Source organism: Glutamicibacter nicotianae, assembly GCF_002797775.1.
GTDB lineage: Bacteria > Actinomycetota > Actinomycetes > Actinomycetales > Micrococcaceae > Glutamicibacter > Glutamicibacter nicotianae.
The window spans coordinates 1,869,304-1,891,133 of the sequence record NZ_PGEY01000001.1 but is presented as its reverse complement, the minus strand read 5'-3'; the positions used below and the strand labels follow the sequence as shown (position 1 = coordinate 1,891,133).

19 protein-coding genes, 2 tRNA genes and 1 riboswitch are annotated in these 21,830 nt (G+C 61.0%); of the genes, 11 read left to right on the top strand and 10 right to left on the bottom strand.

Features of this window, described 5'->3' with window-relative positions; translation table 11 throughout:
* Positions 1-67: 67 nt before the first annotated feature.
* Complete coding sequence (locus ATK23_RS08800) at positions 68-1,405, bottom strand: isochorismate synthase (RefSeq protein WP_066140853.1); 1,338 nt, start codon at positions 1,403-1,405, stop codon at positions 68-70.
* A 293-nt stretch (positions 1,406-1,698) separates the two neighbouring features.
* Between ATK23_RS08800 and ATK23_RS08795 the strand changes: the two genes are divergently transcribed.
* The gene (locus ATK23_RS08795; protein ID WP_066140850.1) at positions 1,699-2,796 is read left to right on the top strand and encodes a polyprenyl synthetase family protein; all 1,098 of its coding nucleotides are present in this window, start codon (positions 1,699-1,701) and stop codon (positions 2,794-2,796) included.
* A gap of 94 nt (positions 2,797-2,890) precedes the next feature.
* Here the strand turns inward: ATK23_RS08795 and ATK23_RS08790 are convergent, their stop codons facing one another.
* From ATK23_RS08790 to ATK23_RS08780, 3 genes are read right to left on the bottom strand one after another with little or no spacing between them, the layout of a single operon-like run.
* Complete coding sequence (locus ATK23_RS08790; RefSeq protein ID WP_066140847.1) at positions 2,891-3,403, bottom strand: HIT family protein; 513 nt, start codon at positions 3,401-3,403, stop codon at positions 2,891-2,893.
* A complete protein-coding gene (locus ATK23_RS08785; RefSeq protein WP_066140844.1) occupies positions 3,403-3,837 on the bottom strand; it encodes a hypothetical protein in 435 nt (144 codons plus the stop codon). The genes ATK23_RS08790 and ATK23_RS08785 overlap by 1 nt, the downstream gene beginning before the upstream one ends.
* 18 nt (positions 3,838-3,855) lie before the next feature.
* Positions 3,856-5,259 carry a PucR family transcriptional regulator gene (locus ATK23_RS08780; protein ID WP_066140841.1) on the bottom strand — a complete coding sequence of 468 codons (1,404 nt, stop codon included), beginning with the start codon at positions 5,257-5,259 and terminating at the stop codon, positions 3,856-3,858.
* A 114-nt stretch (positions 5,260-5,373) separates the two neighbouring features.
* Here ATK23_RS08780 and ATK23_RS08775 point away from each other — a divergent pair, with 114 nt between their 5' ends.
* The 3 genes from ATK23_RS08775 (at position 5,374) to gabT (ending at position 8,678) form a co-directional block, all read left to right on the top strand.
* Positions 5,374-6,981, top strand: coding sequence for a sodium-dependent transporter (locus ATK23_RS08775; RefSeq protein ID WP_066140838.1), 1,608 nt, complete (start codon positions 5,374-5,376; stop codon positions 6,979-6,981).
* A 2-nt stretch (positions 6,982-6,983) separates the two neighbouring features.
* Positions 6,984-7,127, top strand: coding sequence for a methionine/alanine import family NSS transporter small subunit (locus ATK23_RS08770; protein ID WP_073705872.1), 144 nt, complete (start codon positions 6,984-6,986; stop codon positions 7,125-7,127).
* Positions 7,128-7,334: 207 nt separating this feature from the next.
* A complete protein-coding gene (gene gabT, locus ATK23_RS08765) occupies positions 7,335-8,678 on the top strand; it encodes a 4-aminobutyrate--2-oxoglutarate transaminase (RefSeq protein WP_066140835.1) in 1,344 nt (447 codons plus the stop codon).
* Between the two features lie 87 nt (positions 8,679-8,765).
* On the opposite strand, the gene rarD is transcribed toward gabT, so the two are convergent.
* Positions 8,766-9,656 carry an EamA family transporter RarD gene (rarD, locus tag ATK23_RS08760; protein WP_245858350.1) on the bottom strand — a complete coding sequence of 297 codons (891 nt, stop codon included), beginning with the start codon at positions 9,654-9,656 and terminating at the stop codon, positions 8,766-8,768.
* 286 nt (positions 9,657-9,942) lie between these two features.
* On the opposite strand from rarD, the gene htpX reads away from it, so the two are divergent.
* On the top strand, positions 9,943-10,821 hold the full coding sequence (htpX, locus tag ATK23_RS08755; RefSeq protein ID WP_066140830.1) for a zinc metalloprotease HtpX: 879 nt from the start codon (positions 9,943-9,945) through the stop codon (positions 10,819-10,821).
* Between the two features lie 181 nt (positions 10,822-11,002).
* Positions 11,003-11,596, top strand: coding sequence for a hypothetical protein (locus ATK23_RS08750; RefSeq protein WP_066140827.1), 594 nt, complete (start codon positions 11,003-11,005; stop codon positions 11,594-11,596).
* A gap of 118 nt (positions 11,597-11,714) precedes the next feature.
* On the opposite strand, the gene ATK23_RS08745 is transcribed toward ATK23_RS08750, so the two are convergent.
* A complete protein-coding gene (locus ATK23_RS08745; protein WP_038992247.1) occupies positions 11,715-12,203 on the bottom strand; it encodes a YajQ family cyclic di-GMP-binding protein in 489 nt (162 codons plus the stop codon).
* A gap of 182 nt (positions 12,204-12,385) precedes the next feature.
* On the opposite strand from ATK23_RS08745, the gene ATK23_RS08740 reads away from it, so the two are divergent.
* Positions 12,386-12,467: transfer RNA gene (locus ATK23_RS08740), tRNA-Tyr, on the top strand.
* 140 nt (positions 12,468-12,607) lie between these two features.
* Positions 12,608-12,982: a thioredoxin gene (gene trxA, locus ATK23_RS08735; protein WP_038992246.1), complete on the top strand. Its 375-nt coding sequence runs from the start codon at positions 12,608-12,610 to the stop codon at positions 12,980-12,982.
* A 25-nt stretch (positions 12,983-13,007) separates the two neighbouring features.
* Here the strand turns inward: trxA and ATK23_RS08730 are convergent, their stop codons facing one another.
* Positions 13,008-13,970, bottom strand: coding sequence for a DNA-3-methyladenine glycosylase family protein (locus ATK23_RS08730; protein WP_157066375.1), 963 nt, complete (start codon positions 13,968-13,970; stop codon positions 13,008-13,010).
* Between the two features lie 137 nt (positions 13,971-14,107).
* Between ATK23_RS08730 and ATK23_RS08725 the strand changes: the two genes are divergently transcribed.
* Both ATK23_RS08725 and ATK23_RS08720 read left to right on the top strand, forming a co-directional pair.
* Positions 14,108-15,472: a pyridoxal-phosphate dependent enzyme gene (locus tag ATK23_RS08725; protein ID WP_066140822.1), complete on the top strand. Its 1,365-nt coding sequence runs from the start codon at positions 14,108-14,110 to the stop codon at positions 15,470-15,472.
* A 27-nt stretch (positions 15,473-15,499) separates the two neighbouring features.
* A complete protein-coding gene (locus tag ATK23_RS08720) occupies positions 15,500-16,657 on the top strand; it encodes a cystathionine gamma-synthase (protein WP_066140820.1) in 1,158 nt (385 codons plus the stop codon).
* Positions 16,658-16,745: 88 nt separating this feature from the next.
* On the opposite strand, the gene ATK23_RS08715 is transcribed toward ATK23_RS08720, so the two are convergent.
* Positions 16,746-17,162 (bottom strand): hypothetical protein, encoded by a 417-nt coding sequence (locus tag ATK23_RS08715; RefSeq protein ID WP_157066374.1) that lies wholly within the window; start codon positions 17,160-17,162, stop codon positions 16,746-16,748.
* Between the two features lie 308 nt (positions 17,163-17,470).
* On the opposite strand from ATK23_RS08715, the gene ATK23_RS08710 reads away from it, so the two are divergent.
* Positions 17,471-19,363 (top strand): DEAD/DEAH box helicase, encoded by a 1,893-nt coding sequence (locus ATK23_RS08710; protein WP_038992241.1) that lies wholly within the window; start codon positions 17,471-17,473, stop codon positions 19,361-19,363.
* 90 nt (positions 19,364-19,453) lie between these two features.
* Here the strand turns inward: ATK23_RS08710 and thiC are convergent, their stop codons facing one another.
* Together thiC and ATK23_RS08700 are read right to left on the bottom strand one after the other, a co-directional pair.
* A complete protein-coding gene (gene thiC / locus ATK23_RS08705) occupies positions 19,454-21,196 on the bottom strand; it encodes a phosphomethylpyrimidine synthase ThiC (protein WP_066140813.1) in 1,743 nt (580 codons plus the stop codon).
* Positions 21,192-21,299: riboswitch (TPP riboswitch) on the bottom strand. Its footprint overlaps the gene before it by 5 nt.
* 277 nt (positions 21,300-21,576) lie before the next feature.
* Positions 21,577-21,648 (bottom strand) — tRNA-Thr (locus ATK23_RS08700).
* Positions 21,649-21,830: the final 182 nt, after the last annotated feature.

Here is a 21,830-nt window from a genome sequence, read left to right as displayed (position 1 = left end):
CCGAGAGTAAGGATTGTTTATGCTCAACCGGGTGCTACCCGACCGCCTTCCCTTGTGCTGACTGGGCCTACTCGGCGCCCAAGGCTTGGCGCATGGGACGCATCTTGGCCCACGACTCGGCTAATTCATCTTCCGGCACCGAGCCGGGGACAATGCCGCAGCCGGCGTACAGGCGCATCAGCTTTTCGTCTTCCAGGATTCCGCCGCGCAAGGCGATGCCGAATTCGCCATCTCCACGGCTGTCAACCCAGCCGACCGGACCTGCGTACGGGCCGCGGTCCATTCCTTCCAGTTCGCGCAAGAGCACGCCGGCCTTCTTGGTCGGGGTGCCGCATACGGCTGCGGTCGGATGGAAGATCTCGGCAACATCCAGTGCGGTAGGCAGGGTGCCGGCGGCATCTGCGCGCAACTGGGCACGGACGTCGCTGGCTAAATGCCACACATTGGGAAGCTGGAGAATGAATGGTTCCTCCGGGGCATTCATTCCGTGCGAAATGGGATTCAAGGACGCGGTGAGCGAATCGATGGCCAGCTGGTGCTCATTGCGCTGCTTCGGATCCTCAAAGAGGTTGCGGCGCGCGAAGTCGGGATCCTCGGCACCAGCGGCAGCGCGGTCCAGGGTTCCGGCCAAGACGCGGGCCTCGGCCAAGCCGCCGGTCACGCGCACCAGCATCTCCGGGGTGGCGCCTACCAAGCCGTCAACAGAATAGGTCCAGCAATTGCCATACTGCTCGGTTAGCGCATCGACGATGCGGGCCAAGTTGATCGGGGTGGAACTATGCGCCAACACGTCACGGGCCAGCACCAGTTTGGAGATTCCGCGTTCCTCGAAATGGCCCAGCGCATGGTCCACGGCTTCAAGGTAGGAACCGGCGGTCAGTTGTCCGCTGGTCAGCTCGATGCTGCCCGTTTCGGCTGCCGGCAAGGATGCATCTGCCATCGCTGATTCGGCGCGTGCCAGGGCCTGCTGGTAGGTCAGTCCGTTAAGTTCCTCGGCGCTGCCGGTAACGGTGATCCAAGACTTCTCCTCATCGCGGCCGATAACCAGCTGGGGGATGACCAAGCGCGATTCGAAAACGCTGGTGAAGGAAAATGCGAAAGAGCCAAAAGACACCAGGCCGCTGCCCGGGCGGGAGATCGGGTCGATGATCCGAGCCTGCTCGATGACCTGTGCGAACCATGCGCGTGCACGCGCAAAGCGCTCTTCACCGTGCGTGTGCAGGCGGGCGGCAGTGCCGAAGCCGACCAAGCCGTGGCCGTTGCGGGTCCATACCAGGCTTCGGTGACGCAATGAGTCGGCCAGCAGTGTTTCGGGGGCATCGAGGTATTCGAAGGTGATGCTGGTGAGAACAGGAGCCGACGGCTGATGAGCGCTGGCGCTAAGAACGGGCGAATCTGCAGACATGATAAGGCTAAGCCTACCGCGCAATGCCGGGGAAAAAGGCTTGCGGGTGTCCGTGGTCACCCCTGTGAGATCGGCCGGGTCGGGTGAGAAGTGCAGGGGGAACCCGGTAAACTCTAAATCGACCTCTCAGGTCGCTGGTACCAGACCGGTAGGCCCGGCTCCGGCCATGCCAGCAATGTGCAGTTGAAAGCATCGGCTAGAGTGAAGAGATGTTTGCGTGCATCTTGCAGGCAAGAATTGCCTTCGCACACCGCGATGGCCAACCCGATGAAAGATAAGTAAGCCGTAGAACAGTGACTGATTCGAAGAGCAACTGGACCGCAGCCGGACATGACGTGTCCGACTCGATTGAGCTGAATCCTGAAACCGCTGCATTAGCTGCGGCCATCAATCTTCCCTCGGGCTTCGCTTTGCTGGCCGAGGATCCGGACTTCGGTCCGGCTATTTCCATGGGCATGGCAAAGGTGGAGAAGCTGCTGCGCGATGCACTGGCCAACTCTGACCCCTTGATCGACGCATCCAGCCGCCACCTTGTCGAGGCCGGGGGCAAGCGCGTACGCCCGCTACTGGTGCTGCTGACCTCCCTGCTCGGCGAGGGCGTCAACGATGAGGTCATCAAGGCGGCGGCTGTCGTGGAACTTACCCACCTGGCCACCCTGTACCACGATGACGTCATGGACTCCGCTCCCATGCGCCGCGGCGCACCGACCGCACATGAAGTGTGGGGAAACTCCGTTGCCATTCTCGCAGGCGACCTGATCTTCGCCCGTGCCTCGGTGTTCGGCTCCGAGTTGGGCCCAGAAGCAGTAATGTGGCAATCACGCACCTTCGAACGCCTGTGCCTGGGACAGCTGCATGAATCCATCGGCCCTCGCGAGGGCGACGATGCCATCGAGCACCACATCCAGGTGATCAGCGACAAGACCGCATCGCTGCTGTCGACCTCCGGTGCTTTCGGCGCGCGTTTCGGTGGTGCCCCTGACTACATCGAGGTGCTGCGCGAGTACGGCGAGAAGGTTGGCATTGCCTTCCAGGTCGCCGATGACGTGATTGACCTGGCGTCCAAGGAAGCCGATTCGGGCAAGACTCCGGGCACTGATTTGCGCGAAGGCGTGCCGACCCTGCCGATTCTGCTGCTTCGCCAGGCGGCTGCGGACGGCGACACCCAAGCACAGCAGGCTGTCGAACTGGTCGATGCGGACCTGACCAGCGATGAAGCCCTGGCGGCCGCTGTAGAAGCCGTGACCGCCCATCCGGCAATCCACGAGGCCTGGAAGGCCGCGCGCAAGTGGGCCGATGATGCGATTGCCGTCCTGGCTCCGCTGCCAGAAGGTACCGTGAAGCAGGCGCTGATCTCCTTCGCCGATGCGGTGGTTACCCGCGAAGCCTAGACGGGATTGAACAAGCAAACCCCGGAAGACTGTGAAAGCCTTCCGGGGTTTCCTTGTGCTCGGGGCCTGCTTCTGCCCAGGTGCATGCTCCTGCTTATCCGACGATATCCTCGCGGGTCAGCGGCTGCGGATGCTCGGGGGAGAAGAGCGCCTGGCGCAGCTGTTCCGCTTTGCTCGCCCGCTCCTGGATTGAAACCCGGTGGCGCAGCTGCCGATAAAGCTCGTCATCGGCGTAGCGCGGGAAAACATGCTGGTGATAATGCCACACGTGCTGATTGCCCGCCGGCTCATTATGCTGCCGGGTACTCGTGCCTTCCGGATCCCAGGCCAGCTTCATCGCCAAGGCGACGCGCTTGGTCTCGCGCATGATGGCGGCACCAGTGGCCTCATCGAGGTCATAGAGCGCCTCCAGATGCGCGGTAGGAATGATCATCACATGACCGCCGTAGTTCCCGAACCCATCACAAGCCATGATCGCTGCCACAAGTTCGGTCTGGTAGATCAAATCTGTGGGCGCGCACAAGTTGTCCTGGCTGAAGGGCAGGTCGTTGACCAGCTCGCAGAAAGGGCACGCGTAATTGGCTGGTTCATGGGAACGGTGGAGCACTAGTCCTCCAATTCGGCGGCCAGCTCTTCGAAGACCCAGGCGAACATGTCCAGGGTGAATTCGCTGAAGGTGCCTTCCTCGCTGGTCCATTTGCCCTTGGCATTGTTGCGGCGGTAGACGATTGGATCGGGAACATCGAGCTGGGACGCCTTGAAGCCCCAGACGAACTTCTCTTCCTCGTCTTCCAGGAACAAGAGGTAGCCGTCTTCGATTTCCAGTTCTTCCGGATCGAAGAAGTAGTGGTAGGCCTCCATGAAATCTTCATTATTGCCCAGCGCACGATAGAACTCTTCAAGGACGAAGGGAATCGGCACCTCGGACTGCCCCAGCCCTTCGCGCAATTCTTCGGCGCTCAGGCCATCGGCCTCGTTCCACTGGTCTTCCAAGTACTTGGGAACCAGGGAACAGAACTTCTCTAGAAACATGTCTGCCATGTCTTTATCCTATCGAGATTAGCCCAGCTCAAGGGCGCTCAACGCGATCCAGAGCTGGACTCGGTCGCTGGTCACATTCGGGTCGTAGCCGGAAAGGTCTGAAATCTGCTGGATCCGGTAGCGCACAGTGTTGCGGTGCAGGCCCATGGACTCTGCCACCGCGCCCACCGAGCCATCGCGGTTGAGATACTCGCTCAACGTCAGCAACAGGTCGGAATCGTGGGAGGCATCGAACTCCTGCAGCGGCCCCAGCACTTCGATGGCCAAATCCTGCAGGGGAACATCGTGGGCGGCGAGCAGGAGCGAGGTGAGCGACAGCTTGGTAGGCTCGTTGACCCGTTCGCCGTGGCGCAATGACTCCAGGGCCTCGAAGTAGCTCCAGCGGATGCCGGTGGTATTCGGGTAGCGTCCGCCGTAGCCCACGCGCGCCGGAATGCCGGCCGCGAGCAGATACTCATCGAGGTGCTTGACGGACAGCTGCACCTTGCTATGCGCAACGATGATTGCCAATCGGCCATCGATGATCGCCGAAACCTGCGAGGAGAGATCGGAAGGCAGCGGCAGGGTTTGCAAGCGCTCGATCTGGCTTGGAGCCTGGACCAGGATGACCGAGTGCTCGCGCTGGGTGTTCAAGCCCAGAGCGCCAAGGCGTCCAGCCGCATCGGCGCCGACCAGGGCGCCGCCGGCGAGGTCTTCGAGCACTTGGCCGTTGGCGTGGCGCTGCGAAGCGCGCAGCCGGGACTTGTTCGCCAGTTCCAGGCCGATCAGCGACTGCGCGTAGTCGACTACTTGCTGGTGGACGTAGGGCTCGGCAATATGCAAGGTGCACTTGTCGCGCAGCCCGGTGGCCACCGGGCGTTCATGCCAGGAACGCGCCGGATCATAGTCGCCGCTGATCACTTCTCCGTGCAGGGTCAGTGCCACTTGGGTGCCGAGCATGCGTTCGAGTTCCTCGAGCATGCTGTCAAGATCCGAGGAGAGCAGTGTCTGGGCCAGCTTCTGGTGGGACTTCAGCAGGCTTTCAACGCGCTTGAGATGATCGGAGTTCAGTGCTTCGGCAATCAGCCGGGTGATCGCCGCAAAAGGTATCTGATAGGGAACCTCGAAGACGGGAAGTCCTACTTCGCGGGCGGCGTCAACGGTCGCCTGCGGTACCGAATCGTGCTCCAGTCCTGTGCCAAAACCCAAAGCTACGGCATCATTGGCCGCAAGGACATGGACGAACTGCCGTTGCGCGGCTTTGGTCTTCTGGCGAACGCCAGTGGTCAAGACAATTTCTCGTCCGGTCAAGAACTGCGAAGGGTCGAGTAGTTCGGTCACTGCACCCCAGGTGATGACCATGCCATCGCGGTGACTGTGTTCAGTTAGCGGCCGAAGATCGAGCTCGTCATGTTCCAGAAGACCGCGTAAACTAATTGCCATACAGTCATTCTAGTGGGAGATCGAAAAGTTCCCGATTTAGCAAAATGCTCAAAATGTGGACAAGCAAGCTCTAGAAATGACCACAATGTGAAAGTTTTGCAGTAGCTTAGACACATGAGCACTCCATCTTCATCGCAGGGCGCTCCACTCGCAACAGAGAAGCGTGAGACTTTCAGCTCCCGAAAGTTGTTCATCCTCTCAGCGATTGGTTCGGCCGTTGGTCTGGGAAACATCTGGCGTTTCCCCTATGTCGCCTACGAAAACGGCGGCGGCGCATTCTTGATCCCGTACCTGGTCGCAATTCTCTGCGCCGGCATCCCGCTGCTGTTCCTCGACTACTCGATCGGCCACCGCTACCGCGGCTCCGCCCCGCTGGCTTACCGCCGGGCTAACCGCAAGGCTGAGGTCCTGGGTTGGTGGCAGGTACTGATCTGCTTCATCATCGCCATCTACTACGCTGCCATCATTGCCTGGGCCGCCATGTACTGCTGGTTCTCCATCACCAAGACATGGGAAACGAACGCAGACGGCGCCGCCGGGTTCTTCATGGGGGACTTCCTCAAGGTCTCGGACAACGTCAATGTCGGGTTCGACTTCGTTGGCAACATCTTCATCCCGATGTTCTTCGTTTGGCTGGTCACCATCGTGATCATGGTCGCCGGCGTGAACAAGGGCATTTCACGAGCCAACGCGGTCTTCATGCCGCTGCTGATCGTGATGTTCTTGATCCTGGTCGTCCAGTCGGTCTTCCTGCCAGGCGCCATCGACGGCCTGAATGCATTCTTCACCCCGGACTTCGCGGCACTGTCCAACCCGGCGGTGTGGGCTGCAGCCTTCGGACACATCTTCTTCTCGCTGTCCGTGGCCTTCGGCATCATGGTGACCTACTCGTCCTACATGAAGCGCAAGAGCGATCTGACCGGTTCGGGCTACGTTGTCGCCTTCGCCAACTCCAGCTTCGAACTGCTGGCAGGCATCGGCGTCTTCGCCGCTCTGGGCTTCATGGCCTACAACGCCGGCAGCTCCGTGGACGAGGTTGCCACCTCCGGCATCGGCTTGGCTTTCATTGCCTTCCCGACCATCGTGTCCGAAGCGCCGCTGGGCTCGCTGATCGGTGTGCTGTTCTTCGGCTCGCTGGTCTTCGCAGGCCTGACCTCGCTGATCTCCATTCTTGAGGTGATCGTGGCGGCATTCCAGGACAAGCTGGGCTGGAAGCGCGTCCCAGCGACCCTGGTCGTGGGCATTCCGGTTGCAGTGATTTCGCTGGTGCTGTTCCCGACCACCACTGGCCTGTACCTGCTGGACACCATGGATGCCTTCGTCAACCAGTTCGGCATCCTGGCCTGTGCCTTGGTACTCGTGATCGTCTTCGGTGCCGGCCTGGGCATGCTGCCGAAGCTGGCCAAGCACCTGAACCGCCATAGTTCCATCAAGCTGGGAACCGGTTGGAAGGTCCTCGTTGGCGGCATCGGACCAGCAGCCTTGGGCTACATGCTGATCAACGAATTGCAAAGCAAGATGGCCGAGTCCTACAGCGGTTACCCTGTCTGGTTCAACGGCATCTTCGGCTGGGGCATGGCCGGTGCGCTGATCGTTGGCGCGATCGTGCTCTCGCTGATTCCATGGAGCAAGAACTCGAAGATCGATGACCCCGAGTTCGACCAGCATCGTGCGAATGTCGAGGCCGAGGAAGTTCCTGAAGTCGCTGGAAAGGAGTACTAGCCATGAGTGCCATCGCGATTGTCTTCATGATTATCTCCATGCTCACCATCTGGGGCGGCCTGGCCGTCTCGCTGATCAACCTGAGTCGTCATCCTGAAAAGCAGGACGACGATGTGATTGAGCCAGCTGGCTCGGCAGGAAACTAGAACCTGCACGCAGCATCAGGATTAGAGGCCTCTGCGCTTCAAGCTACGGCTTGGAACGCAGAGGCCTCTTTCTTGTGCAAATGCACTAGGCGACACGGAATGCTTTGTGCCATTCAGCGTAGTCCGCTGGTGGCCAGGAGAATACTCTCTAGTTATAGAGAAAACTGGGCAAGCGAGCTCACCAACAAGTTCTGGAAGGACAAGCACATGGACGTTACCTACCGCATTGATCAGAAGCGCAAGATCAACGGTCCGTTCCCCGGCCCGAAGTCGCAGGAGCTGACCGCCCGTCGAGCCAAGGCAGTTGCCGCAGGCGTGGCTTCCAGCCTGCCGGTATACGCCGCAGAGGTGGATGGCGGCATCATTGTCGATGTCGACGGCAACCAGCTGATCGACCTGGGATCCGGCATCGCGGTGACCACCGTTGGCGCTTCGAATCAAGCGGTAGCCAAGGCCGTCGCCGAGCAGGCAGCCCGCTTCACGCACACCTGCTTCATGGTCGCCCCGTACGAGAACTACATCGAGCTGGCCGAGAAGCTCGCTGCCATCACCCCGGGCAACTTCGAGAAGCGTGCGGTCTTCTTCAACTCCGGTGCCGAAGCGGTAGAGAACGCCATCAAGGTCGCCCGTATTGCCACCGGCCGCCAGGCAGTGGTCGCCTTCGACCACGCCTACCATGGCCGTACCAACCTCACTATGGGTCTGACCGCCAAGGCAGCTCCATACAAGCGCGGCTTCGGACCGCTGGCACCGGAGATCTACCGCATGCCAATGAGCTACCCGTTCCGCGAGGAAAACCCGAACATCTCCGGCAAGGAAGCTGCCGAGCGCGCCATCCTGGCCATGGAGAAGCAGATCGGTGGCGACCAGATCGCGGCGATCATCATCGAACCGATCCAGGGCGAGGGCGGCTTCATTGTTCCAGCCACAGGCTTCCTGCCGCGCATTGCCGAGTGGGCCAAGGAAAACGGCATCGTCTTCATTGCCGACGAAGTCCAGGCAGGCTTTGCCCGCTCCGGCGCATGGTTCGCGTCGGATATCGAGGGCATCGAGCCTGATATCGTCACCCTGGCCAAGGGCATTGCCGGTGGCATGCCGCTGTCGGGCATCATCGGCCGCGCCGAACTGCTGGACTCGGTGCACGGCGGCGGACTGGGCGGCACCTACGGCGGCAACCCGGTAGCAGTGGCCGCAGCCCTGGAATCCATCAAGTTCATGGAAGAGCAGGACCTGGCGGGCCGCGCCCGGCAGATCGAAGAGAAGTTCTTCACCCGCTTCGGAGCGCTGCAGAAGGACATCAAGGAACTGGGCGACATCCGTGGCCGTGGCGGCATGGTCGCGATGGAATTCGTCAAGGCCGGGGGCAAGGAGCCGGATGCCGCACTGACCAAGGCGATCGCCGACGAATGCCTGGCCCAGGGTGTGCTGATCCTGACCTGCGGCACCTACGGCAACGTGGTGCGCCTGCTGCCGCCGCTGGTCATTGGCGACGAGCTGCTCGAAGATGCCTTTAACGTGCTGGAAGATGCCATCCGCAAGGCTGTCGCCTAAGCAGCCGGCCGAGCACGGCGAAAGCCTCGACTCTCCTTTTCGGAGATTCGAGGCTTTCGCTTAATCAGTGCTCATGCCACTTGGCGCTCAGCCCAGCCTCTTTGGTTCGGGCATGGATCCACTGCGTGGAATCCGCATCATGTCCACGAGCACGAAGATGACTGCAACCCATACCAGAGCGAAGCCAACCCAGCGTTCGAATGGCATGTGCTCGCCGAAGACCAATAAGCCCAAGATGAACTGCAAAAGCGGGGCGAGGAACTGCAGCGAGCCCAGCGTGCTCAAAGGCAAACGGCGTGCCGCACCCCCGAAGAGCAACAGCGGAACAGCGGTGATAATTCCGCTGCCTGCCAGGAGCAAGAGTCCTGGAACGTCAGCCGAGAACAGTGCCGACTGACCGTCAACAGCCAGCCACAGCAGGTAGCCGAAGGCCAGCGGAGCCAGCCAAACGGTTTCAACGGTCAACGACCCCAGAGCAGTACCGCTTTGGCCCACCTTGTTCTTCACCAGTCCATAGAAGCCAAAGGAGAAGGCCAGCCCGAGGGAAATCCATGGAACCCGCCCCAGACCGACGGTCAGGACCATCACGGCAACAGTGGCTACGCCGACTGCGATCCACTGCAGGCGACGCAATTTTTCCTTCAAAACAACGACGCCCAGCAAGATCGCCACAATCGGGTTGATGAAGTAGCCCAGCGATGCTTCCAGCACATGCCCGGTCAAGACTGCCAGCGCATAGAGGGTCCAGTTGGCCGCGATCAGCACACTGGCCAGTCCCAACTGCCACATGGCTGTGGAATCCTTGAACATGGCCAGGAACCCCTTGAACTGGCGGGTGAACGCCAGCAGAAGCAGGCAGAAAACCAGCGAGAAGATAACCCGGACAGCAACGAATTCGAATGCCGAGATGGCAGGCAGCAATAAGAAGTAGGCCGGGAGCATGCCCCAAATCAGGTATGCGGAGGTGCCTTGGATCAACCCATAACTATGTTCTGAACGGATCGGTTTGGCAGTACTTAAGGACATGCAGGGCGCACACTTTCAGAATCGCAATAGGGCGGGGGAGCGGACCAGCCGGAAATAAACTGTGGCACCGCATCTTAAAACTACAACGTCCAGCCTCCCGGTATATTCCCCTGCCCTGCGGATGCCTGCAACCGGGTGCGCCGATGTGATCTTCTCACCGGAACATATTTGGATTTCCAGTCGTTGACTAGACTAGAGAACACCAACTTGGTTTGCTTCATTGAGGGAGTGCATCGCCGTGCATGGACATAACAACGGACTCAAGACCGCCTTTTTGATGGGTGGAATGTTTGCCCTGCTGCTGGCCATCGGCTCGCTGATTTCCGCGGGTACCGGCCGTTCGATGTTCATATGGATCTTCGCCTTGATCGGCCTCGCAAGTACCGCCTACAGCTATTGGAATAGCGACAAACTGGCCCTGCGCTCAATGCATGCCTACCCGGTCAGCGAAGCGGAACAACCGGAAATGTACCGCATCGTGCGCGAGCTTTCGATGAACGCGCAACAGCCGATGCCGCGTCTGTATGTTTCCCCAACCACTTCGCCGAATGCCTTTGCTACCGGCCGCAACCCGCAGAACTCGGCGGTGTGCTGCACCGAAGGCATCTTGCAGCTGCTTAACGAACGAGAATTGCGTGGTGTGCTGGGCCATGAACTGATGCACGTCTACAACAGGGACATCCTCACCTCATCGGTGGCCGCGGCCATTGCCGGCGTGATCACTTCGGTGGCGCAGTTCCTGATGTTCTTCGGAGGCGGCAACAGCAACGACAACCGCGGGGTGAACCCGATCGCTTTGATTGCCTTGTCGCTGCTGGCACCATTGGCTGCGTCCATCATCCAGATGGCTGTGAGCCGCACCCGCGAATACGACGCCGACGAAGATGGTGCCAAGCTGACCAATGATCCCCTGGCGCTGGCAAGCGCGCTTCGCAAATTGGAATCGGGGATCTCCCACGCTCCGCTGGCGTCGAATGACCAGAAGCTGGTCAACAGCTCGCACCTCATGATCGCCAACCCCTTCGGTTCGCGCCTGAAGCGCATGTTCTCCACCCACCCTCCGATGGAAGATCGCATCGCGCGGCTTGAAGCAATGGCCGGCGGCCGCGGGTACTAAGCCGAATGCGCTGGAGCAGGTGACCGCTCCTGCGGATCGACCTGTTGTAGCAGCGCTCCATGGGCGATCGGAGACTCGCGTCTGCGGGAAGTTGAAGCCCTGGGGGGAAGCCTCAAAGGCGTTAACCCAGAACCGTGATCGCGGCATGCTTCTCATCAACAGACCTCGAGGAGAAAGAAAAATGACCGACGGCGAAATCCGTTTTCCTTCGCTGGGTGATGCGATTGCTGGCCGGTTGACGACAGGTGTGGTGAAGGGAGCGGTTGCCCTCCTGCTCGCGTGGATCATTACGCTGTTCATCGGTGTCGACATGGCGTTTGACAGGATCGCGGTCGCACTAGTTCTTGCGTTTGTCCTATCCGAGATTGCGGGCGCAGTCATTGAGCGGCCCATCGTGCTCCGCGATCGCAGGCCCAATCCAGGCGGGTTTGCTTACGTTTTCCTGCCGTTCACGGCGTCAATAGTGATCAGTTTTGTTGCTTCTTACGCTCTCCACCGTTCCATAAGTGCCAGTGCAGTGGTGACGGCTGCAGTGGCAATCTGCAACTTGGCAGAGCTGCTCTGGATGAAAAGTTGGATTCCTGGGCCGACTCCTGAGGAAGAGCAGGCCACGATCGATGAATTCACGGCGATGACGAAGGAGCATTTTGCCGACGATGTGGAGGAGATCAAGCGTGGTGCCAGGGAGAGGACCCGCGACAGGTACTACAAGAAAAAGGCCCGTGACGAGGCCAAGGCGCAAAAACGCAAAGGCGATGGCAAACGGACACGTTGAGCAGTCGGACGAGAGTTTTCGGTAATCCAGCAAAAAGCCGGGGGCAGTTACCCATCCACCACGGATGGGTGACAGCCCTCGGCTCTTGCGAAGTACGTCTAGCAGGCTGAGATGAGCCCTACCGGAAGTTCACGAACTGCAGGTCTGCTTCTTCGAAGTCGCGCAGCAGAGCCATGGTGGCCTGAAGATCATCGCGGGACTTGGACGAAACGCGCAGCTCATCGCCCTGGATCGTGGACTTGACGCCCTTAGGTGCCTCATCGCGGATCAACTTGTTGATCTTTTTGGCGACATCTTGGGCGATGCCCTCCTTGATGCTCGCTTCGATGCGGTATTCCTTGCCCGAAGCGAAAGGGTCACCGGCATCCAACGACTTCAGCGAAATGCCGCGCTTGACCAGTTTGGACTGGAAAACATCCAGTACAGCGTTGACGCGCTCTTCCGAGTTGGCCTTCATCAGGATCTTCTCGCCGCTGAAGTCAATTTCAGCGCCAACGCCCTTGAAGTCGTACCGCTGGGCGATTTCCTTCTGGGCCTGGTTCATCGCGTTGGCGACTTCCTGGCTATCAACCTTGCTTACGACGTCGAATGTGGAATCACTAGCCATGTGAATACTCCTAGTTGAAACGGGTCTGATTCGCTTCATAGCCTACCGGTTTTAACCTTCAAATTCGGGGTGTGATCAGGCTTACAGCAAAAATGCCCCTCTCGATTTCACAACTCCGGAAAACTCCTGTAGAGTTATTTCTCGTTCCGACAAGAGCAAATGTTCTTGAAGCGAACATACTCGGCAGATTACCCGAGTGGCCAAAGGGGGCTGACTGTAAATCAGCTGGCAACGCCTTCACTGGTTCGAATCCAGTATCTGCCACAAAATAACTCCCGGATCCCAGGATCCGGGAGTTTTTTGCATATGGAGAACTTGCGCGGCCATCGGGTTGGTTTTATTCCCGTGCTCAACCAAGATCACCTTTCTACGTATTTCAAATAAGGATCGGCTACCGTATAACCATGGCAACGAAAAATGTGAGCGAAGACGAATTCGCGCAGCTGATTGATGAGAACGACATCGTCCTGGTGGACTTCTGGGCTGCCTGGTGCGGTCCATGCCGCAATTTTGCGCCGGTGTACGAGCAGACTTCCGAGAAGTTCCCCGATGTAGTGTTTGCCAAGGTGGATACCGAAGCGGAACAAGGCTTGGCCCGCGCTGCGAACGTCACCTCGATTCCGACCATCATGGCGTTCCGCGAGAATGTCCTCGTGTTCTCGCAGGCTGGTGCGCTGAACCAGACCCAGCTCGAAGACCTTGTTACCGCCGTCAAGGGCATTGACATGAGCGAAGTGCATAAGCAGATCGCAGAGGAAGCCGCGCAGGCAGACTCCTAGGAATTCCCATAGACTTCGGGCTCCCTTACCGCCGCCGGTGATCCAGCGGTGCGTATCGGGGCCCGAAGCTTTGTTTTCTCTGCCCTGAAAGCTGCAGCAAGCGGACCACGCGTTGCCGATGCGGGGCATAGGGTGCCAGTAGGTCAAGCATCTGCGCATCGCTGATTCCTGAACCGGCAAGCACCTGTCCAACGAAATCTGCCAGATGGAAATCTCCGACGGAAATGTGATCAGCAGATCCATGGGAACGCTGCAGCGTCTCGGCAATGGTCCATGGTCCGATGCCCGGCACCGACGCCATCGCCGCTTCCAGGGTTCCCGGTGCCATTGCCTTGGGCTTTGGCTGGTTTATCGGCTTATCCGCCCACCATTGCAAGCTGCTGGCAACCCGCACCACGCGCGTCATCGTGGTGGCCCGCTGCCCCTCAACACGCGCTGCTTGCCAGTCCCACCGCTTCATCGTTGCCAATTTCTGCGGACGGGGGAAAATCATCAGGCCCTCGGGGGCCGGGCCCGGGGCCCGGTGGCCCAGATGGCGGATCAGCCAGCGCCACGCGTAATTCGCTTCGATCCCGGTGACCCGCTGTTCCAGGATCGCCCCGGCCACGTGCTCGAAGATCCTGCCGGTGCTGGGCAGAATGAAATCCGGATGATCGAAGCGGGAGCGCGCGATGATCTCCGGGAACTTGCCTTCTTTGACTCCCGCGTCGAAATCGGTCCAGTCATCTTTCGCACCCAGCAAGTTCGGTGCCGATTCCATGGCCCACAGGGCGCCAGGACCCCAGGCCTGCAATGCGGCTGGCGAGCTCGGGGAGGGCTTATGGATATGCAAAGTTGCATCCCCGAGCGGCGTCGCAAAGGCCAGCCACGCCTCGGTCTGCGACAGGCGGATCGTCGGATCGCCCAGGCCGCGGCGCAAGATGCCCAAGGTCTTGGGCAGGGCCACCGGACGCTGCGGATCGTAGCTGGCGGTCAACGACTTCTCCATGAAACGCATCCTATAACTTCGTGCTCGGGATTCCTGGGCCAGCATCGCTATCACCAGAGAAAAGCGTGCGTCCACTGCGTGACGTTTCGCTACGCCTCGGAACGACATGTATGACATCCGCCGGTAAAGTTCTTGACATGAAGTATGCGTCCACAGTTCTAGACCTGATCGGCAATACCCCTTTGGTGAAGCTCAACCGAGTCACCGACGGGATCAAAGCCACCGTACTGGTGAAGCTCGAGTACCTGAATCCGGGCGGTTCCATCAAGGACCGCATCGCATTGAAGATGGTCGAGCGCGCCGAGGAATCCGGCCAGCTCAAGCCCGGTGGAACCATCGTGGAACCGACCAGCGGCAACACCGGCGTCGGCCTGGCGATGGTAGGCCAGCTCAAGGGCTACAACACCATTTTCGTCACCCCCGATAAGGTCGGCGAGGAAAAGCGCGACGTGCTGCGCGCCTACGGTGCAAAGGTCGTCGTCACCCCAACCGCGGTGGCTCCGGATTCGCCCGAGTCCTACTACGGCGTATCCGACCGCCTGGTCACCGAAATCGACGGCGCATACAAGCCCGACCAGTTTTCCAACCCGGGAGCGCCTGACAGCCACTTCGAGACCACCGGCCCGGAAATCTGGAATGACACCGACGGCAAGCTGACCCATGCGGTCATCAGCGCAGGAACCGGCGGCACCATCACCGGCACCGGACGCTACCTCAAGCAGATCTCTGCTGACCGCGCTGCCGGCCCGGTGAAGATCATCGCCGCTGACCCGGATGGCTCGGTCTACTCCGGCGGCACCGGACGCCCCTACTTTGTTGAAGGCGTCGGCGAGGACATGTGGCCGGGAAACTACGACCCCTCCGTGCCGGATGCCGTAGAGCCGGTCACCGACGCCGAGGCATTTGAGATGACCCGCCGTCTGGCCAAGGAAGAGGGCCTGCTGCTGGGCGGTTCCTCGGGCATGGCTGTCGTCGCCGCGTTGCGCGCTGCCAAGGATCTGGGCGAAGACGACGTGGTTGTCGTGATCGCACCGGATGGCGGCCGCGGCTACCTGGCCAAGATCTTCAATGACCAGTGGATGCTGGACCAGGGTTTCACCACCGATGAATACTCCGCGCTGGACTTCATCGGCGAGGCGCTGGCCAAGCAAGGCACCGCGACAGTGCCATTGGACACTACCCTGGCCGAGGCGGCCAAGGCGCTGCGCGAGCAGGGCGATGACGCGCTGGTCGTAGCCACTGCACCACTGCCTGCGCGAATCGGCGAGATCCGAGGCGTGATCGGGGCCAGCGACATTACCGACGCGCTGCTGGCCGGTGCAGAACCAACCAGCACGCTGGCAGATCTGGGCGACCTGGCAATGCCATTCATTGGCACCGCAGACACCCCGGAGCATGCGCAAGAACTGCTCAAGAGCCACCCGGCCGTGCTCCTGACCAAGGGCGGCGAAGTGATCGCCGCGGCCACCGCAGCCGACCTACTGGCATACACCACCCGCTAAAGACTTCACCACAAAGGATTGATATCGATGACTGAAAACCATCAGGGAGCAAACACCCGCTTTGTCCACGCGGGCCAGGAATTCGAACCGGTTACCGGCGCGGTAGTTCCGCCGCTGCACTTCTCCTCGACCTACGCGCAGGACGGCATTGGCGGCCTGCGCAACGGCTACGAGTACGGCCGCGGCACCAACCCGACCCGCGACGCCCTGCAGGCGCAGCTGGCCGGCGCAGAATTCGGCAATCACGCATTTTCCTTCAGCTCTGGCCTGGCCGCCGAGGATTCGCTGATCCGCGCCGTTCTGCGCCCGGGCGACCACATTGTGCTGGGCAACGACGCCTACGGCGGAACCTTCCGCCTGATTGACCGCGTCCTGGGTGCATGGGTCATCGGCAACACCCCGGTGGACATGGGGGACGAGGCTGCCCTGGCCGCTGCCATCGAGAAGAACAAGGCGAAGCTGGTGTGGGTGGAAACCCCGTCCAACCCGATGATGAAGATCACCGACATCGCGAAGGTCGCAGAGATTGCGCATGCTGCCGGCGCACTGCTGGTTGTGGACAACACCTTCGCCAGCCCGTTCCTGCAGCAGCCGCTGACCCTGGGGGCCGACATCGTGGTCCACTCGACCACCAAGTACATCGGTGGCCACTCCGACGTGGTGGGCGGCGCCGTGATCGTCAAGGACGCCGAGCTGGCCGAGAAGATCGGCTTCATCCAGTTCGCCGTGGGCGCCGTTTCCGGTCCCATGGATGCGTTCTTGACCACCCGCGGCCTGAAGACCCTGGGCGTGCGCATGCGCACCCACTCGGAGAACGCCGCGCAGGTGGCCCAGTGGCTGCGTGAACGCAGCGAGGTCGAGCGCGTGCTCTACCCGGGCTTCGAAGACCACCCGGGCCACGAGATTGCCAAGAAGCAGATGTCCGGCTTCGGCGGCATGGTCTCCGTGCAGTTCAACGGCGGGGAATCGGCAGCCCGCAAGATTGCCGAGAGCACCAAGCTGTTCACCCTGGCTGAATCCCTGGGCGGCATCGAGTCGCTGATGAACTATCCGTCGGAGATGACCCACGCTTCGGTGAAGGGCACCGAACTGGCAGTGCCAGTGAACCTGCTGCGCCTCTCGGTCGGCATCGAAGACCCTGCAGATCTGATCGAAGATCTGGAGAAGGCCTTCTCCAACCTGTAAGCCGTAAACGCAAAGGACCTGGGTTCTGCTGCCCGCCAAGGGCAGCAGAACCCAGGTCCTTCGTGCATTGAACCGGGTTCCGGTCCGGCTACCGGCGGCGCTTGGCCGGCTTGGGATCGACGATCTTGAAGTACCTGTTGCTTGCCGGCAACCACATCAGCACCACGCTGAACATGATGATGGCGGCCAGCAGCGAATAGCGTCCGAACCGCAGCAGCAGCGGCAGTGCGGCAATCAGCCCCAGCCAGGACAGCTTGGCGCGCGCTGCCCGGTCGCCGGTGAACAGCCGGTATCCCAGCACGCCGCAGGCGATGCCCGCTGCGGCGAAAAAGACCATCAGCGCAATGCTGCCGAAATCCAGTGTGGAATCTCGGCTCTGCTCATAGGCCAGGAAGCCGCCGAAGCCGAGAAAAAGCACTCCGGCCAGCAACCAAAGCATCTGGGCGACGAACAACCCGCCGGGGGTGGGCTCATCGGGACGTCGTGGAAAAAGTGGTTTCTTCACGTGCTTAACCCTACGTGCCCTGGCGCGGTGCCCGATCTCACACGGCTTCGGCACTGACAACTCAGTGCCGTTCAAGCTAGCATTAAGTGTTCGCGAACATCAGGGTATCCCTCTCGCATCCAGCCCAATTTTTGAGGCTGGAGCCTTCTCGTGTTGTATTTTCCGCAAAGTGTGTGCGGGTCTTTATGTCATAGGGGAGCGCTTGATGAGCGTGACTTGTATCTGACTGTGCAGCCTATACGTCGTTTCTTTGGGGACGGCCAAGGCCTATCCCCAAACGAATGAGGTAATTCTTCGTGTCTTCTGACATGCCCGTAAACACCAACGACAACCAGACCCCGGAAGAGCCAACCGTGCTCTTCTCCGAGCTTGGCCTGGATGCCCGCGTGCTTGCATCGCTTGCCGACCTTGGCTACGAGAAGCCATCGCCAATCCAGGCAGCGACCATTCCACTGCTCCTCGAAGGCCGCGACGTGGTCGGCCTGGCCCAGACCGGTACCGGCAAGACCGCTGCTTTCGCACTGCCTGCCCTGTCCCGCATGGCCGAACTGGCTGATACCAACGGTCCAGCCAAGACCCCGCAGATCCTGGTCCTGGCTCCAACCCGCGAGCTGGCCCTCCAGGTCGCCGAGGCCTTCACCTCCTACGCCAAGTACCTGCCGAACTTCACCGTTCTGCCCGTGTACGGCGGCTCCCCATACGGCCCGCAGCTCAACGGCCTGCGCCGTGGCGCACAGGTCGTCGTGGGCACCCCCGGCCGTGTGATCGACCACATCAACAAGGGTTCCCTGGACCTGTCGAACCTGCAGTACGTGGTGCTGGACGAGGCCGACGAAATGCTGCGCATGGGCTTCGCCGAAGAGGTCGACAAGATCCTGGAAGCGACCCCGGAAGAGAAGCAGGTTGCCCTGTTCTCGGCCACCATGCCACGCACCATCCGCCGCATCGCTTCGGAATACCTGCGCAACCCGCAGGAAGTCGCCGTGAAGTCCAAGCAGTCCACCGGCACCAACATCACCCAGCGCTTCCTGCAGGTCATGGGCGCGCACAAGCTTGACGCCATGACCCGCATCCTCGAATCCGAGGAATTCGACGGCGTGATCACCTTCGTGCGCACCAAGATGGCTACCGAAGACCTGGCCGACAAGCTCAAGGCCCGCGGCTTCACCGCTGCCGCCATCAACGGCGACATCCCGCAGCAGCAGCGCGAGCGCACCGTGGAGAACCTGCGCTCGGGCAAGATCGACATCCTGGTGGCTACCGACGTGGCGGCCCGCGGCCTGGACGTCGAGCGCATTTCGCACGTGATCAACTTCGACATCCCGCATGACACCGAGTCCTACGTGCACCGCATCGGCCGCACCGGCCGTGCCGGCCGCAAGGGCGACGCGATCCTGTTCATGACCCCGCGCGAGAAGTACCTGCTGCGTGCCATCGAGAAGGCGACCCGCCAGCCGGTGACCCAGATGCAGCTGCCGTCGCTGGATTCGGTCAACGACCGCCGCATCCAGAAGTTCACCGACCGCATCGACAAGACCATCAGCGGCCAGGACCTGACTACTTTCCGCGAGATCGTGGAGAAGTTCGCTGCCGAGCACGAGGACCTGGACCACCTGGAAATCGCGGCTGCACTGGCTTTGATGGCCCAGGGCGGACGCCCGCTGCTGATGACCGAACCGGTCATGTCGCCTGCGAAGAAGGCCCGCATGGATCGCCCGGAGCGTGGCGAACGCGGTGAGCGCGGTCCACGTGCCCGCAAGACCGCTGCCGAGGGCAACGCCATGTACCGTCTGGCAGTTGGCCGCCGCAACCGCGTGCAGCCAGGCTCGATCGTCGGCGCGCTGGCCAACGAGGGCGGCTTCGATTCTTCGGAAATCGGCGGCATCGACATCCGTTCGGACCACACCCTGGTGGAGCTGCCAGCAGAGCTGAGCAAGGACCAGTGGCGTGCACTGTCCAAGACCCGCATCGGCGGCGAAGCCATCGATCTCCAGCTCGACAATGGCCGCAGCCCGCGCCGTGACGACGATGGCGACCGCGGTGGTTTCCGTGGCAGCCGTGGCGGCTACGGTGGTGGACGTGGCGGCCGTGGCGGCTACGGTGGCGGACGCAATGGCGGACGTGGCGGATTCGGCGGCGGACGCGGTGGCAAGGACCGCTACAGCGATTCGAACCGCAGCGGTGGACGTCGCGACTACTAAGCCTGCAGCGCACAGCTGAATAGCACTGGATAGCGCCCTTGGGGCAAGCCGAAAGCTTGCCCCAAGGGCGTTTTCGCATGCCCGGGCTAATTACTCGGCAGGGGTCCCGACGGGGATCTCGTCCCCGAGATAGACCGTGCCCCCGCTTTCCAGGAACTGAATGCTTTTCTGCGCCATCCCCGCCAATGCCGCCTGTGCCTCGGCCGAGCCGTATTCGTCGCGGATATCCTGGGAAATGCGCATGGAGCAGAATTTCGGCCCGCACATGGAACAGAAGTGGGCAGTCTTCGCAGGCTCGGCCGGCAGCGTCACGTCATGGAATTCCTGCGCGGTGACCGGATCGAGGGACAACGCGAACTGGTCATTCCAGCGGAATTCGAAGCGAGCCTTGCTCAGCGCATCATCCCGTGCCGTGGCACCCGGATGCCCCTTGGCCAGATCTGCCGCGTGCGCCGCGATCTTGTAGGTGATCACCCCGGTCTTCACGTCATCCCGGTTGGGCAGCCCCAGATGCTCCTTGGGGGTGACATAGCAGAGCATCGCGGTACCGTAGCGGGCAATCTCCGTGGCGCCGATGGCGCTGGTGATGTGGTCGTAGCCCGGCGCGATATCGGTAACCAGCGGGCCCAGGGTGTAGAACGGGGCCCCGTCGCACAATTCCTGCTGGCGCTCCACATTCTCGCGCACCAGATGGAAGGGGATATGCCCCGGGCCCTCGACCATCACCTGCACATCGTACTGCCAGGCGCGCTTGGTCAGCTCGGCCAGGGTATCCAGCTCGGCGAATTGCGCTGCGTCGTTCGCATCCGCGATGGAGCCCGGGCGCAGCCCGTCGCCCAGCGAGAAGGCCACGTCGTACTGAGCGAAGATCTCGCACAGCTCATCGAAGTGGGTGTAGAGGAAATTCTCCTGGTGGTGCGCCAGGCACCATCCTGCCATGATGGAGCCGCCGCGCGAGACCATGCCAGTGACCCGGTTGGCGGTCAGCGGGATGTAGCGCAGCAGCACACCGGCATGGATGGTCATGTAATCCACGCCCTGCTCGCACTGCTCGATGACGGTGTCGCGGAAAATCTCCCAGGTCAGCTTGTTGGCTTCGCCATTGACTTTCTCCAGCGCCTGGTAGATCGGCACGGTGCCGATGGGCACGGGGGAGTTGCGGATGATCCATTCGCGGGTGGTGTGAATGTCCTCTCCGGTGGACAGGTCCATCACCGTGTCGGCACCCCATTTGGCGGCCCACTGGAGCTTGGAGACCTCTTCAGCGATGGAGCTGGTCACCGCCGAGTTGCCGATATTCGCATTGATCTTGACCAGGAACGCCTTGCCGATGATCATCGGTTCGGATTCCGGATGGTTGATGTTTGCCGGGATGATGGCTCGTCCGGCGGCGAGCTCGCTGCGCACCAGCTCGACATCGCATTCCTCGCGCAGCGCCACATAGCGCATTTCCGGGGTGATGACCCCGGCGCGCGCATAGTGCATTTGCGTCACGCGGGCTCCTCCAACGGCCCGCAGCGGAGGGGCCGAACGTCCAGCCCATTCCGCGCTGGCCGTGCCGCGGCGGACCGCTGAGCGCCCGTCGTCGTGCAGATTGCGCTCGCGGCCGGCATAGGTTTCCACATCCCCGCGCTCCCGGACCCATCGCTCGCGGAAGGGTGGCAAGCCCTGGGTCGGTTCGCTTCCCGGTCCGCTGGTGCGATACACCGACAGCGGCTCGTTGGGCTTTCCATTGGGGGAGTCTGCCAGATGGATCTGCGTGACGGGAACAGAAATTCCCGCAGATTCGCGGTAGGCAAGGGTGTGGGCAGGGTGCTGTTTAAATTGTTCCACTTGGAAACTCACTTCCTTCGCCGGCATTACCCGGACAGGTTCGACGGTCGCGGACGGCGATAGCCCGATCTCAGCCCTTGCCAGGGCACCCGTGTGGTCGCGAACAACTTAGCACGCTTGGGAGGAGGAAACGCAAATCCAGTGGTCAGAACAGTGACATCAAGTCAGGATGCGGGCACTGGCCCCGGCGGCAGGCGATGGTTTCTGGAAGCGATCAGTCTCTTGCGGCGCGAATCCGGAATCTGGGAAAAAGGGCGTGGCAGATAACTGGCGAAGGAGCGCGGGTGCAGGCTGAAGCGATGGCCGCGCGATGGGGCACTGAGAGCGGTAGATAAACGAAAAGAGAAGCAATCTGGAACCAGATTGCTTCTCTCATTTCGAGCCCCCTGCCGGAATCGATCCGGCGACCTCGTTCTTACCAAGAACGCGCTCTACCACTGAGCTAAGGGGGCAACAGGTAAATACTTTACACAGGTTTTCGAGGTTTGCAAAATCTGCCGGGGATTTGTTGCTGACATCACAATGTTCCTAATCAAGGCGGAAATGGAGGTCGGTAAACCTAGGGGGATTCTGCGCCCGCAATAGCTTGCGCTTATGCCACTGAATTCCGGTTGCTGCACGTGGTGGAGAGTTC

Coding starts and splice junctions, on each gene's coding strand:
- ATK23_RS08785 (WP_066140844.1), bottom strand. CDS start 3,837: ATGGCAGACATGTTTCTAGAGAAGTTCTGTTCCCTGGTTCCCAAGTAC.
- gabT (WP_066140835.1), top strand. CDS start 7,335: ATGGACGTTACCTACCGCATTGATCAGAAGCGCAAGATCAACGGTCCG.
- ATK23_RS08780 (WP_066140841.1), bottom strand. CDS start 5,259: ATGGCAATTAGTTTACGCGGTCTTCTGGAACATGACGAGCTCGATCTT.
- ATK23_RS08725 (WP_066140822.1), top strand. CDS start 14,108: ATGAAGTATGCGTCCACAGTTCTAGACCTGATCGGCAATACCCCTTTG.
- ATK23_RS08770 (WP_073705872.1), top strand. CDS start 6,984: ATGAGTGCCATCGCGATTGTCTTCATGATTATCTCCATGCTCACCATC.
- ATK23_RS08775 (WP_066140838.1), top strand. CDS start 5,374: ATGAGCACTCCATCTTCATCGCAGGGCGCTCCACTCGCAACAGAGAAG.
- ATK23_RS08800 (WP_066140853.1), bottom strand. CDS start 1,405: ATGTCTGCAGATTCGCCCGTTCTTAGCGCCAGCGCTCATCAGCCGTCG.
- ATK23_RS08710 (WP_038992241.1), top strand. CDS start 17,471: ATGCCCGTAAACACCAACGACAACCAGACCCCGGAAGAGCCAACCGTG.
- ATK23_RS08720 (WP_066140820.1), top strand. CDS start 15,500: ATGACTGAAAACCATCAGGGAGCAAACACCCGCTTTGTCCACGCGGGC.
- ATK23_RS08730 (WP_157066375.1), bottom strand. CDS start 13,970: ATGGAGAAGTCGTTGACCGCCAGCTACGATCCGCAGCGTCCGGTGGCC.
- ATK23_RS08750 (WP_066140827.1), top strand. CDS start 11,003: ATGACCGACGGCGAAATCCGTTTTCCTTCGCTGGGTGATGCGATTGCT.
- ATK23_RS08745 (WP_038992247.1), bottom strand. CDS start 12,203: ATGGCTAGTGATTCCACATTCGACGTCGTAAGCAAGGTTGATAGCCAG.
- trxA (WP_038992246.1), top strand. CDS start 12,608: ATGGCAACGAAAAATGTGAGCGAAGACGAATTCGCGCAGCTGATTGAT.